This is a genomic window from Klebsiella sp. 28 (genome assembly GCF_018223905.1).
Taxonomy (GTDB): domain Bacteria; phylum Pseudomonadota; class Gammaproteobacteria; order Enterobacterales; family Enterobacteriaceae; genus Klebsiella; species Klebsiella pneumoniae.
Genome location: NZ_JAGRQY010000193.1, coordinates 1 through 13,380, shown reverse-complemented (window position 1 = coordinate 13,380; position 13,380 = coordinate 1). Strand labels below are relative to the sequence as shown.

Here is a 13,380-nt window from a genome sequence, read left to right as displayed (position 1 = left end):
GTATTGGATTATTCTTTGTCGGCTTTTGTTTAAATATCGGCTGGCCAGCCTTTACCGCGTACGGTATGGCCGTTTCGGATAGCAAAACCTATCCAATCGCCTCTTCCATAATTAATAGCGGCGGCAACCTCGGTGGATTTGTCGCGCCGATGGCGGCTGGTTTCTTGCTTGATAAAACTGGGAGTTTTAATTCTGTATTTACCTATTTTGGTATCTGCGCCGCCATTGGTTTGGTGGTGATTCTTTTCCTCGATGAACCACAATAACGGAAATATATCCTGTTAATTAATATGACGTAATGTCATGGAGTGAAACTATGTTATTAAAAGATAAAGTCGCCATTATTACTGGCGCGGCCTCCGCACGCGGTTTGGGCTTCGCGACTGCGAAATTATTCGCCGAAAACGGCGCGAAAGTGGTCATTATCGACCTCAATGGCGAAGCCAGTAAAACCGCCGCGGCGGCATTAGGCGAAGGCCATCTCGGCCTGGCGGCCAACGTCGCTGATGAAGTGCAGGTGCAGGCGGCCATCGAACAGATCCTGGCGAAATACGGTCGGGTTGATGTACTGGTCAATAACGCCGGGATTACCCAGCCGTTGAAGCTGATGGATATCAAGCGCGCCAACTATGACGCGGTGCTTGATGTTAGCCTGCGCGGCACGCTGCTGATGTCGCAGGCGGTTATCCCCACCATGCGGGCGCAAAAATCCGGCAGCATCGTCTGCATCTCGTCCGTCTCCGCCCAGCGCGGCGGCGGTATCTTTGGCGGACCGCACTACAGCGCGGCAAAAGCCGGGGTGCTGGGTCTGGCGCGGGCGATGGCGCGCGAGCTTGGCCCGGATAACGTCCGCGTTAACTGCATCACCCCGGGGCTGATTCAGACCGACATTACCGCCGGCAAGCTGACTGATGACATGACGGCCAACATTCTTGCCGGCATTCCGATGAACCGCCTTGGCGACGCGATAGACATCGCGCGCGCCGCGCTGTTCCTCGGCAGCGATCTTTCCTCCTACTCCACCGGCATCACCCTGGACGTTAACGGCGGCATGTTAATTCACTAAGCGAGGCAAACAGATGAAGATGACCGAATCACAAAAAGTCGCCGCGGCGGCGTGGCGTATTCGCCGTTACGCCCTGCAAATGGGGGAAGTGCAGGGGCAGGGCTATATCGGCCAGGCGCTGGGCTATGCCGATGTGCTCGCCACCGCCTTCAGCCATGCCATGACCTATCGCCCGGAAGATCCCGAGTGGGAGGGGCGCGATCGCTTCCTGCTCTCTCATGGCCATTACGCTATCGCTTATTATGCCGCGCTGCTGGAGGCGGGCATTATCCCGGAAGCCGAACTGGAAACCTACGGCTCCGACGACAGCCGCCTGCCGATGTCCGGCATGGCGACCTACACCCCGGGGATGGAGATGTCCGGCGGCTCGCTGGGGCAGGGGCTGTCTATCGCCGTCGGCATGGCGCTCGGGCTGCGGCAGAAACAGAGTAAGGCCTGGGTCTACAACTCCATGTCCGATGGGGAGCTGGACGAAGGGTCGACCTGGGAGGCGGCGATGTCGGCGGCTCACTATGGCCTGAGCAACCTGATTAACCTTGTCGATGTCAACAAACAGCAGGCTGACGGCGATTCACGCAAAATCCTCGGCTTTGAGCCGCTGCAGGATAAATGGGCCGCCTTCGGCTGGTACGTACAGCGCGTGGACGGTAACGATCTGCCGGCGGTGATGGCCGCCTTTGACAACGCGAAAAGTTATTCCGGCAATCAGCCGCGGGTCATTTTATGCGACACGCTGATGGGCAAAGGGGTGCCGTTCCTCGAAACCCGCGATAAAAACCATTTTATTCGCGTCGATGCCGACGAATGGCAAAAAGCGATCGCGGTGCTGGACGCTAACAAACCGGAAGGAGTGCTGTAATGAGCCAGAGTCAACCCCGTTTAAAAACGTCGGCGATGATCGCCTCGATTGCTGATGAAGGCCAGGCGACCGTCCCTGCGCCCTTCGGCGTCGCGCTGTCAAAACTGGCGGCGCAGCGCCCGGACATCGTCGGCATGACCGCGGACCTGTCAAAATATACCGACCTGCATATTTTCGCCCAGGCCTTCCCGGATCGCTTTTTCCAGATGGGCATGGCCGAACAGCTGCTGATGGCGGCGGCAGGGGGGATGGCGAAGGAGGGATTTATTCCTTTCGCCACCACCTATGCCGCCTTTGCAACCCGTCGCGCCTATGATTTTATTCACCAGGTCATCGCCGAAGAGCATCTGAACGTGAAGATCTGCGCGGCGCTGCCGGGCCTGACGACCGGCTATGGCCCCAGCCATCAGGCCACCGAAGATCTGGCGATCATGCGCGGTATCCCCGGGATGGTTATCGTCGATCCTTGCGATGCGCTGGAGATAGAGCAGGCGGTACCGGCCATTGCCGATCACCAGGGGCCGGTGTATATGCGTCTGCTGCGCGGTAAGGTGCCTCTGGTGCTGGATAAATATGACTATCAGTTCGAACTGGGTAAGGCGAAGCTGCTGGAGGACGGCAACGATGTGCTGATTATCTCCTCCGGGCTGATGACCATGCGCGCGCTGGAGGCGGCTGAAAAGCTGCGGGCCGATAATATCGGCGTGGCGGTCCTGCACGTGCCGACCATCAAACCGCTGGATGAGAAAGCGATTATTGAACAGGCGTCGAAGCCGGGCCGCCTGGTGGTAACTGCGGAGAACCACACCGCGGTCGGCGGCCTGGGGGAAGCGGTGGCCGCGCTGCTGATGCGTAAGGGCGTACGCTGTGAGCTGGATAGCGTGGGGCTGCCCGACGCGTTCCTGTTAGCCGGCGCCCTGCCGACCCTCCACGATCGCTACGGCATCTCCACCGCGAAGATTGTCGAAAAAATTAAGTATCGTCTGCGTTAACCGCACTGCTATGACCCACTGGCCGCTGAGCGCGCTCGGCGGCCTTCTCATGCCCGCCAGCCAGGCGCGGCATTCTTTTGCAGATTTTATGCGGCCTGTCACAAAATCTGCTAGACTGCGCCCCTTCATGGCATTGTGGTTTTTGCCATCTCTTATCGCAATAATCTCCCTGAAAACTACGCCCTTCACCGGGCCGGGGCGGTTCGGAGTTGTTATGTCTTTTGATTCCCTTGGCCTGAATCCCGATATCCTGCGCGCTGTCGCTGAGCAGGGCTACGTTGAGCCGACCCCTATCCAGCAGCAGGCGATCCCGGCGGTACTGCAGGGCCGTGACCTGATGGCTAGCGCCCAGACCGGCACCGGTAAAACGGCGGGCTTTACCCTGCCGCTGCTGCAGCGCCTGATCCAGAATGAGCCGCACGCAAAGGGCCGTCGTCCGGTGCGCGCGCTGATCCTGACCCCGACCCGTGAGCTGGCGGCGCAGGTGGGCGAGAACGTCCGCGATTACAGTAAATACCTAAATATTCGCTCGCTGGTGGTCTTCGGCGGCGTGAGTATCAACCCGCAGATGATGAAGCTGCGCGGCGGCGTCGACATCCTCGTCGCCACCCCGGGCCGTCTGCTGGACCTCGAACATCAGAACGCCGTCAGTCTTGATAAAGTTGAAATCCTCGTGCTGGACGAAGCGGACCGTATGCTGGATATGGGCTTTATCCATGACATCCGTCGCGTACTGGCCAAACTGCCGGCGCGTCGACAGAACCTGCTGTTCTCGGCGACCTTCTCCGACGAGATCAAGGGCCTGGCCGAGAAACTGCTGCACAACCCGCTGGAAGTGGAAGTGGCGCGTCGTAACACCGCGTCCGAGCAGATCACCCAGCACGTCCATTTTGTTGACAAGAACCGCAAGCGTGAACTGCTGTCGCAGCTTATCGGCGAAGGCAACTGGCAGCAGGTGCTGGTGTTTACCCGTACCAAGCATGGCGCCAACCACCTCGCGGAACAGCTCAACAAAGACGGCATCCGCAGCGCGGCGATCCATGGCAACAAGAGCCAGGGAGCGCGTACCCGCGCGCTGGCCGACTTTAAATCCGGCGGCATTCGCGTGCTGGTGGCGACCGATATCGCCGCCCGCGGTCTGGATATCGAAGAGCTGCCGCACGTGGTGAACTACGAGCTGCCGAACGTACCGGAAGATTACGTCCACCGTATCGGCCGTACCGGTCGCGCGGCGGCCACCGGCGAAGCCTTATCGCTGGTGTGCGTGGATGAGCATAAGCTGCTGCGCGATATCGAGCGCCTGCTGAAAAAAGAGATCCCGCGCATCGCGATTGCCGGCTATGAGCCGGATCCGTCCATTAAAGCCGAACCTATCCAGAACGGTCGCCAGCAGCGCGGCGGCGGTCGTGGGCAAGGTCAGGGGCGCGGCGGCCAGGGTCAGGGACGCAGCGGACAGCCGCGCAGCCAGAATAATGCCCCGCGCCGTCAGGACGGCGAGGCGCCGAAAGCGCGCACTCAGGACGGCAAACCGCCGCGCCGCCGTCGCCCGCGTAAACCGGCTGGCGAATAACACGCTGATGTCCGGGCCGCGATAACGCGCCCCGGCTCAGGCCCGTCTGTCCGCTACGCGGCGGCGGGCCTTTTTCTTTCCATTACACTATTTGTCGAGCAGGCTTCCACACTCCGCAGAAAGCAATACCTCCTGGCGGGCAAAAATGGCACAATAGTGGCTGTTTATACAGTATTCAGGTTTTCTCATGGCTTTGACCGCTGCGCTGAAAGCGCAAATCGCCGCCTGGTATAAGGCGCTTCAGGAACAGATCCCGGACTTTATTCCGCGTCCCCCGCAGCGGCAGATGATCGCCGATGTGGCGAAAACCCTTGCCGGGGAAGAGGGCAGGCATCTGGCTATCGAAGCGCCGACCGGTGTCGGCAAAACGCTGTCATATCTGATCCCGGGCATCGCCATCGCCCGCGAGGAACAAAAAACGCTGGTGGTCAGCACCGCCAACGTCGCCCTGCAGGATCAAATCTACAGTAAGGACCTGCCGCTGCTGCGTAAAATCATTCCCGACCTGCGCTTCACCGCCGCCTTTGGCCGCGGACGCTACGTCTGTCCGCGCAACCTGACGGCGCTGGCCAGCACCGAGCCGTCGCAGCAGGATCTGCTGGCCTTTCTCGATGACGATCTCACCCCGAATAATCAGGCGGAGCAGAAGCTGTGAGCGACCCTGAAGCAGGATCTCGACAGCTACCGCTGGGACGGCCTGCGCGACCATACCGACAAAGCCATCGACGATGGGCTATGGAGCCGGCTGAGCACCGATAAGGCCAGCTGCCTGAACCGCAACTGCCACTACTATCGCGAGTGCCCGTTCTTTGTGGCGCGGCGGGAAATTCAGGAGGCGGAAGTGGTGGTGGCCAACCATGCGCTGGTGATGGCGGCGATGGAGAGCGAAGCGGTGCTGCCGGAACCGAAAAACCTGCTGCTGGTCCTCGATGAAGGCCATCATCTGCCGGACGTCGCCCGCGACGCGCTGGAGATGAGCGCCGAGATCACCGCCCCCTGGTTTCGCCTGCAGCTGGATCTGTTCTGCAAGCTGGTGGCCACCTGCATGGAGCAGTTTCGTCCGAAAACCACGCCGCCGCTGGCCAATCCGGAGCGGCTCACCGCTCATTGCGAAGAGCTTTTCGAGCTGATTGCTTCGTTGAATAATATTCTCAATCTCTATATGCCCGCCGGTCAGGAAGCGGAGCATCGCTTCCCGATGGGCGAACTGCCGCAGGAGGTGATGGAGATCTGCCAGCGGCTGGCGAAGCTCACCGAGTTGCTGCGCGGCCTGGCGGAGCTGTTCCTGAACGATCTCAGCGAAAAGACCGGCAGCCATGACGTGGTGCGCCTGCATCGGGTGCTGCTGCAGATGAACCGCGCCCTTGGCATGTTTGAAAGCCAAAGCAAGCTGTGGCGCCTGGCGTCGCTGGCGCAGTCCTCAGGCGCGCCGGTAACCAAATGGGCGACGCGGGTGGTGCGCGACGGCCAGATCCACGTCTGGTTCCACTGCGTCGGGATCCGCGTCAGCGATCAGCTTGAACGGCTGCTGTGGCGCAGCGTGCCGCATATCGTGGTGACGTCAGCGACGCTGCGCTCGCTAAACAGCTTCTCGCGCCTGCAGGAGATGAGCGGTCTGAAGGAGAAAGCGGGGGACCGCTTCGTGGCGCTGGATTCGCCGTTCAACCACGTGGAGCAGGGGAAAATTATTATTCCTCAAATGCGTTATGAACCGCTGATGGATAACGAAGAGCAGCACATTGCCGAGATGGCGGCCTATTTTCGCCAGCAGGTGGAGAGCAAAAAACATCTCGGGATGCTGGTGCTGTTTGCCAGCGGGCGGGCGATGAACCGCTTCCTCGAGCATGTGACCGATCTGCGCCTGATGCTGTTGGTGCAGGGCGACCAGCCGCGCTACCGGCTGGTGGAGCTGCATCGCAAACGGGTGGAAAGCGGCGAGCGCAGCGTGCTGGTGGGTCTGCAGTCCTTTGCCGAAGGTCTCGATTTAAAAGGCGATCTGCTGAGCCAGGTGCATATCCATAAAATCGCTTTTCCGCCCATCGACAGCCCGGTAGTGATCACCGAAGGCGAATGGCTGAAAAGCCTCAATCGTTATCCCTTCGAGGTACAGAGTTTGCCCAGCGCCTCCTTTAATCTTATTCAGCAGGTGGGGCGTTTGATCCGTAGCCATAACTGCTGGGGAGAGGTGGTGATTTACGATAAGCGTCTGTTGACCAAAAACTACGGCGCGCGTCTACTGAACGCGTTACCTGTTTTTCCCATAGAGCAGCCGGGCGTTCCGGAGGTTATAGTAAAACGGAAAGCAAAACAGACAGCAAAACAGACGGGCCGCAAACGTCGCTGACGCCGGCGCGTGATGCACCAGGGGGAGCCATGGAGTACAGCAAAATTATAAAAGAGGTGGGTCGCGGTAAGAATCATGCCCGCGATCTCGATGAAGAGACCGCCCGTGCGCTCTACGCGCGGATGCTGAACGGCGAGGTGCCGGAGCTGGAGCTGGGGGGAATATTAATCGCCCTGCGCATTAAAGGCGAAGGCGAAGCGGAGATGAAAGGTTTTTACGCCGCGATGCAGCAGCATACGCTGCGCCTGACCCCGCCGGCCGGCAAGCCGATGCCGATCGTTATCCCCAGCTACAACGGCGCGCGCAAGCAGGCGAACCTCACGCCGCTGCTGGCGATGCTCCTGCACAAGCTGGGATTTCCGGTGGTGGTTCACGGCGTCAGTCACGATCCCACCCGGGTGCTGACCGAAACCATTTTTACCCTGCTGGACATTCCGGCCACCCTGCACGCCGGACAGGCTCAGGCGCAGCTGGAGGGCCATGAACCGGTGTATATCCCGGTGGGGGCCTTCTGTCCGCCGCTGGAGAAACAGCTGGCGATGCGCTGGCGGATGGGCGTACGCAACAGCGCCCATACCCTGGCCAAGCTGGCCACGCCGTTTGGCGAAGGGGAGGCATTGCGTCTCTCCAGCGTGTCGCATCCGGAATATGCTCCCCGGGTGGCGAACTTCTTTCGCGAGACCGGTGGCCGCGCGCTGCTGATGCATGGTACCGAGGGCGAAGTGTACGCCAACCCGCAGCGCTGTCCGCAGATCAGCCTGATTGATGAGCAGGGCGTGCGGGTGCTGTACGAACGCCAGACTGAGATGGCAGCGGAGGCGGTGGTCCTGCCGACCTCGAAAGACCCTGAGGTCACCGCGCGCTGGATTGAACGCTGCGTCGCTGGCGTCGAACCGGTGCCCAACTCGTTGAAGATCCAGCTTGCCTGCTGTCTGCTGGCCTGCGGGGAAGTGACCTCGCTGGAGCAGGGCCTCAGCCGCGTCAACGACTGCTGGTGATCGGATCTGCAGGATAAAAAAAAGCCCGTCCGGTGGCTCGGACGGGCAAGGCAAGGGTATTAAAGGTCTTTTCAGGGTTAATTCAGTGGCTTACAGATGGGTGCAGCGATTATTTATAGATAACCGCAGTACCGCTCAGTTTGTTGTTGGTGTTAGCGGAAGTAATGCTGTAGCCGGTCGCGCCAGCGGCTTCGGCTTTAGCAGCCAGTTTTGCTTCCAGACCATCTAAAGTGGTTGCGCCTTGCGCAGACACCACGCCGATCTTATTCATGCTTTCAGCCTGAGCGGGGGTAACCGGTTCGGCGGCAAAGGCGCCGAAGGAAAGAGCGGTCAGAGCGATGGCAGCGGCAGCATATTTGATGTTTTTCATAGTTAATCTCTCGCAGGTTGTTCTGTTCAGGGGACGATGTTCCGTCGATGTGATAAGTATCACGCTTTTCTGCGGGAGATAAAATCGAAGGAAATTCACAGTCTTCATCGAATTTTTTGAATGATTAATAATTTACTGATTATTAATAAATTATTTCTCATTCTTTTCGTCACGAAGCGTAGCGAGGAAGACCGACGCGCTTAAGGGCACATATTGCAACTTTTTCCGCCAAAAAATGTGCGCGAAAAGATAATGCGAAAGGCTGTCATAATCGGTAAAGGAAAGTCAGCGTAGCTGGCTATCCTTGGATCCGCGACGATTATATCCTGAAAATGTATTGTTATGTAAATCTTTCTCCTGCTGGCACTTCACGCAGTATCTGACCCCTGGGATGGCCTGTCGACGGGCCTCCGGAATCGGCTCTCCGCATTCATCACAAAATTTGTTGCTTTCGCCGCGCGGAAGCTCGCGGCGGGCGCGAGCCACCGCATCGTCAATAGTGCTGTCGATCTGATCCTGTACGGCGCCGTCGCCTGCCCAACCTGATGCCATCGTCTGCCTCCTGTAAAAGGTTATTGATAAATTATAGCTGAACCGTACAGCCGGTTACCGCTGCTGGCGGCATTGATCCGCCAGGCTATCGCCCCCTGACGGTGGGCCTTATCCGCGAGGGCGGCCGCCAGGTCGTCCAGGGTGCTGGCACCGAAGGCGGAGACGGTGCCGACAGGGCGGAGCGGCCCGGCATAGGGCAGTACGGGTGGCGGTGGCAGGGGAGAGGCCGCGGTGGCATGAGCGGTGAGCGCCGCGGCGAACAGCAGCGAGACGAATTTCATCAGCATATCCTCATAAACCGCATGGGACATAGCTTAAGTGTAGGTCTTTCCAGACCGCGCGACAGGGAATGTTTAATGCAAAACAGTGCGTTTTGCATGCTACCGGCGCAGGGGAGCGCTACTCTGGCCGGTAGATTATTTAACGGGCGTCAGGGCGGATCATGTCAAAGCGCAGGCTGTCATCAATACCGTAATAGGCGCTCGGGCCACCGGCGCGCAGGATCGGCTGGGCCCGGGCGGTTTGATAGATACCGTTGTCCAGCAGTGATTCATCAATATGCACGGCAACCACTTCACCGAGCACCAGCCACGTATCGACAGGGTTGCCGTCGGCGGTGGTGAGTTGAATACACTGCGACAGACGGCACTCAAAGTTCACCGGACTCTCCGCGACCCGGGGAGCGCTGACCAGGCGGCTGGCGGCGGCGGTGAGGCCGGCGCGCACGAATTCGTCCTCATGGTGCGGAATCGAGGCTGACGTTTCATTCATCGCCATGGCCAGCGGTCGCGTCGCCAGGTTCCAGACAAACTCCTTTGTTTCGACGATATTTCGCACGCTGTCTTTCCAGCCGCTGCTGGCGAAACCAATGATTGGCGGCCGATAGTTAAAGCAGTTAAAAAAGCTGTATGGCGCCAGATTACGCTGGCCCTCGGCGTCCTGCGAGGCGATCCAGCCTATCGGGCGAGGCCCGATTATCGCGTTCAGCGGGTCATGCGGCAGGCCGTGGCCCTGCGAAGGTTGATAAAAGTACATGCTGCACCTGTCACGGATAATGGAGATATCCAGACTCCCTTATTTACCGCGCCGCCGTCAACGGGTATCTTACGCGGCTGTTCAAAGGAGATTGTCATGAAAGCCCAGAAACCGGGGTTACACCCGCGTAACCGCCACCATCAACGCTACGACCTGCCCGCGCTCTGCCAGGCCCATCCTGACCTGCAGGGCTACATTACGCTCAATCCGCTGGGTGAGCAGACCATTGATTTTGCCAATCCGCAGGCGGTGAAGGCGTTGAATAAAGCGCTGCTGGCGCATTTCTACGCGGTCAAACACTGGGACATTCCTGACGGCTTTCTCTGTCCGCCGGTGCCTGGGCGGGCCGACTATATTCATCATCTGGCGGATCTGCTGGCCGGGGATAGCGGCGAGGTGCCGAAGGATGCCACGATCCTTGATATTGGCACCGGCGCCAACCTCATCTATCCCCTGATCGGCGCTCACGAGTATGGCTGGCGCTTTACCGGCAGTGAAATCAACCCGCAGGCGTTCGCCAGCGCGCAGGCGATTATCAATGGCAACCCGGGCTTGACCCGGCAGATCCGCCTGCGCCGGCAAAAAGAGAGCCAGGCTATCTTTCACGGCGTGATCCATAAAAACGAGACCTACGACGCCACGCTGTGTAATCCGCCGTTCCATGACTCCGCAGAGAGCGCCCGGGCGGGGGGCGAGCGCAAGCGCCGCAACCTCGGACTCGGCGCCGAAAGTGGCCTCAATTTTGGCGGTCAACAGCAGGAGCTGTGGTGCGAAGGGGGCGAAGTAGCCTTTATCTCGCAGATGATCCGCGAAAGCCAGGCCTTCGCCCGCCAGGTGAAATGGTTTACCTCGCTGGTGTCGCGCGGCGATAATCTGCCGCCGCTCTACCGCCTGCTGACCGAGGTCGGCGCAGTGAAAGTGGTGAAAAAGGAGATGGCCCAGGGGCAAAAGCAAAGTCGCTTTATCGCCTGGAGCTTTATGGACGACGCCAAACGCCGTCGTCCATTCTAACGCTACTCGGCGGCCGGGCTGTCGGCGCCCGGCATCGGCAGCTGCTGCCAGGTCTGTACCGGCGCGCGAACCCCGGCGCGATCGAAGTGCTTTTTCACCTGAGTGTCGAGGGCAAAACGCACCGTCCACTGCTTCAGCGGCAGGGTGGTGAAGCTGACGCGTAGCGTAAAGGCGGTATTGCTCAGCCCCACCAGCCCGGCGAACGACGGTTCGCCAATGATCAGACCGCGGATCTCCTCCTGGGCTAGCAGATCGTCCACCGCCGCCTTCAGCGCCTGGCTGGCTTTATCCAGATCCTCATGGCGGTCAACGTCATAGTTAGCCACAACCGAGCCAATGCCGCGCACGAAGTTGGCAAAGGTGGTGATCGAGGACCAGGGAATTATGTGATAGGCGCCGGTATCCTGACGTACCCCCACGGAGCGAATCGACATTCGTTCCACGGTGCCGGTCAAAGGACCGATGGTGACCAGGTCGCCGGTGTTCATCCCGTTCTCAAACTGGATAAATATGCCAGTGATAATGTCTTTGACCAGGGTTTGCGCACCAAACGAAATGGCCAGCCCTAACGCCCCGGCGCCCGCCAGCAGCGGCGCAATGTTTACCCCAATTTCCGAGAGCAGGATCATCACCGTGATGGTGCTGATCACCACCGCCAGCGCGTTGCGAAACAGCGTCAGCAGCGTCCGGGCCCGCGCGCTGGGCAGCGGACGGCCATGAATATCCGATGCCAGCCGGTTTTCAATCAGGCTGGCCAGAACCGTCCAGCCAATGGCGGAGAAGAAGAGGATCAGGGCGATGCGGATCAGCACATCCACCGTTTTTTGCCCGGCATCGTTGTGCAGCCATTCCCGGAAGTCAAACAGGCCCCAGGCGCTCAACAGCAGCATGATGGCGACACAGACGGTGAGAATGCGCGCCGCCTTCAGCGAGGCGGAGATCCAGCCATTTAGCCGCTTTTGCAGTTCAGGGTAGTTGCGCTGAGTGGCGGGCGACAGGGTGATGGTTTTGGCTATCCAGCGCGACAGGATGCCAGACACCAGCGCCGCGCCGCCGATAATCGCCAGGCTTTGCAGGGTGGCGCCCATCATGAATTTCAGGCTGTTGCCCGGGTCGAACAGGGAAAAGAAAAAAAGCACCACAAAGTAGGCGCAGGCCAGCCAGTGCCAGACCAGCGCGAAGGCGCGGATAAACAGGCTAAAGAAAGCGAGTGAGTGGTCGGCCAGGTGGATCAACCCTTGAGTAATCACCGCTTTGTTATGAAAAATCAGGTACAGCGCCCACAGCGTAATGCACAGCATGATGATGACGTTAGCCAGCGCGCCAACCTGAACATTCACCTGATTGGAAATAATCGGCACCGCGACGATCAGACCGTAACCAATCAGGCTGCTGAGCGCGCTCAGGCGCAGGCTCCAGTATGACGCGGCCTCGTCGCTGAGGTTAAAGGGCCGCAGGGCAGGAATGCGCGGGCAGAAAATGAGCCGCAGAATAGCTTTAAAAAACTCGATCAGCGCGAAGGCGTTGAGGAAAAGGCTCTGCTGGAAGGCGATGGTAGGGTTATTCCCATTCAGGCGATCGCTTAGCAGCTGACCGACAAACAGGGTTAGCGCCAGCAGCAGCAGGTCGATGATAAACGCCCCGGCGATGGTCAGGGGCAGCTGGAGCCAGTTACCGCGATCGCGGTTTTTATGCCGTCCCCATTCGCCCATTTTGCGATACAGCGGCAGCGCCGCGAGGCGTACCAGCCACCAGAAGGCAAACACCAGCCCGGCCAGCAGTAAAAAATGCCAGGCCGCGCTGGTAAAGGTTTGCGGATTAAAGGGCTTATGCGGTGAGCCGGTGATATTGCGCCACAGCTGGGAAAAGCGTGATGAGAGCTGTTCGCCATATTCCCGGCTTATCTGGGTGACGTTCTCCAGTACCGTGGTCTCTTCTTTTACCGCCGGTGGCGTCAGCGTCGGGGTGCTGTCGGGCGGCGGCGTGGCGGCTGCTTTACGCAGCTGGTCAATGAGCTCCTGACGGGCGGAGTCGTTGGCCAGCACATCGGCCAGTGCGGCATAAGCCGCTCTTTTCTGTTCCACATCGGGTTCGCTGGCGCTGTTTTTATCAGTGTTAGCCGTCGGCACGCCGGGCAGGGTGGCGGCGGAAAGCGGGGCAGTAAACAGTGCAGCGAGCAAAAGCAGGATCCACGGCATGGGCACCTCCGTTGCAACGTAAACGGGTAAGTATAGAAGCCGCTGGCGGAAGGGGAGGGAAGAGGATTCTGGAAAAGCGGCTCTCATCGTGGGGGAGAGAGCCGTTGTGGGTCAGGCGACGTGTTGCAGGAATTCACGCAGGCGCGGGCTGGGCGGGTTCTTCACCAGCTCCTGGGGATTGCCGTCTTCAGCAATTCGTCCTTTGTCGATAAAGATTAGTCGCGAGGCCACTTTTTCGGCAAAGCCGATTTCGTGGGTCACAATCACCATCGTCATGCCCTCTTCCGCCAGGTCCTGCATCACCTTGAGCACTTCATGGCGCAGCTCCGGGTCGAGCGCGGAGGTCGGTTCATCAAACAGCATCATCTTCGGCTTCACCGCCAGC

12 protein-coding genes and 2 pseudogenes are annotated in these 13,380 nt (G+C 59.4%); 8 read left to right on the top strand and 6 right to left on the bottom strand.

Features of this window, described 5'->3' with window-relative positions:
* From KHQ28_RS25310 to ybiB, 7 genes and pseudogenes are all read left to right on the top strand, one after another.
* Positions 1-266: MFS transporter (locus tag KHQ28_RS25310; protein WP_211777723.1), on the top strand; the 266-nt coding region annotated here is incomplete at its 5' end.
* A 50-nt stretch (positions 267-316) separates the two neighbouring features.
* Positions 317-1,066, top strand: a complete 750-nt coding sequence (locus KHQ28_RS25305) for an SDR family NAD(P)-dependent oxidoreductase (protein ID WP_002895750.1) — start codon at positions 317-319, stop codon at positions 1,064-1,066.
* A gap of 13 nt (positions 1,067-1,079) precedes the next feature.
* On the top strand, positions 1,080-1,925 hold the full coding sequence (locus KHQ28_RS25300; protein WP_002895753.1) for a transketolase: 846 nt from the start codon (positions 1,080-1,082) through the stop codon (positions 1,923-1,925).
* The gene (locus tag KHQ28_RS25295; RefSeq protein WP_004176778.1) at positions 1,925-2,917 is read left to right on the top strand and encodes a transketolase family protein; all 993 of its coding nucleotides are present in this window, start codon (positions 1,925-1,927) and stop codon (positions 2,915-2,917) included. Before KHQ28_RS25300 ends, KHQ28_RS25295 begins: the two co-directional genes overlap by 1 nt.
* Before the next feature lie 214 nt (positions 2,918-3,131).
* A complete protein-coding gene (gene rhlE / locus KHQ28_RS25290) occupies positions 3,132-4,487 on the top strand; it encodes an ATP-dependent RNA helicase RhlE (RefSeq protein WP_004151702.1) in 1,356 nt (451 codons plus the stop codon).
* 187 nt (positions 4,488-4,674) lie between these two features.
* Positions 4,675-6,831 (top strand): annotated as a pseudogene (gene dinG / locus KHQ28_RS25285) (ATP-dependent DNA helicase DinG).
* 29 nt (positions 6,832-6,860) lie between these two features.
* Positions 6,861-7,829 carry a DNA-binding protein YbiB gene (gene ybiB / locus KHQ28_RS25280; protein ID WP_032419160.1) on the top strand — a complete coding sequence of 323 codons (969 nt, stop codon included), beginning with the start codon at positions 6,861-6,863 and terminating at the stop codon, positions 7,827-7,829.
* A 109-nt stretch (positions 7,830-7,938) separates the two neighbouring features.
* Here ybiB and ybiJ read toward each other — a convergent pair whose 3' ends face one another.
* The 4 genes from ybiJ to KHQ28_RS25260 form a co-directional block, all read right to left on the bottom strand.
* Positions 7,939-8,199 (bottom strand): DUF1471 family protein YbiJ, encoded by a 261-nt coding sequence (gene ybiJ, locus KHQ28_RS25275; RefSeq protein ID WP_004176772.1) that lies wholly within the window; start codon positions 8,197-8,199, stop codon positions 7,939-7,941.
* A 285-nt stretch (positions 8,200-8,484) separates the two neighbouring features.
* Positions 8,485-8,751 (bottom strand): DksA/TraR family C4-type zinc finger protein, encoded by a 267-nt coding sequence (locus KHQ28_RS25270; protein ID WP_002895824.1) that lies wholly within the window; start codon positions 8,749-8,751, stop codon positions 8,485-8,487.
* Between the two features lie 20 nt (positions 8,752-8,771).
* Entirely contained in the window at positions 8,772-9,032 is a 261-nt protein-coding gene (locus tag KHQ28_RS25265) for a DUF1471 domain-containing protein (protein WP_032419493.1), read from the bottom strand.
* A 139-nt stretch (positions 9,033-9,171) separates the two neighbouring features.
* Positions 9,172-9,786, bottom strand: coding sequence for a flavin reductase family protein (locus KHQ28_RS25260; RefSeq protein ID WP_002895828.1), 615 nt, complete (start codon positions 9,784-9,786; stop codon positions 9,172-9,174).
* A gap of 96 nt (positions 9,787-9,882) precedes the next feature.
* Between KHQ28_RS25260 and rlmF the strand changes: the two genes are divergently transcribed.
* Complete coding sequence (gene rlmF / locus KHQ28_RS25255) at positions 9,883-10,797, top strand: 23S rRNA (adenine(1618)-N(6))-methyltransferase RlmF (protein ID WP_002895831.1); 915 nt, start codon at positions 9,883-9,885, stop codon at positions 10,795-10,797.
* A gap of 2 nt (positions 10,798-10,799) precedes the next feature.
* On the opposite strand, the gene ybiO is transcribed toward rlmF, so the two are convergent.
* Both ybiO and glnQ read right to left on the bottom strand, forming a co-directional pair.
* Positions 10,800-12,995, bottom strand: coding sequence for a mechanosensitive channel protein (gene ybiO / locus KHQ28_RS25250; RefSeq protein ID WP_023312880.1), 2,196 nt, complete (start codon positions 12,993-12,995; stop codon positions 10,800-10,802).
* A 111-nt stretch (positions 12,996-13,106) separates the two neighbouring features.
* A pseudogene (glnQ, locus tag KHQ28_RS25245) lies at positions 13,107-13,380 on the bottom strand (glutamine ABC transporter ATP-binding protein GlnQ); the annotation flags it as partial.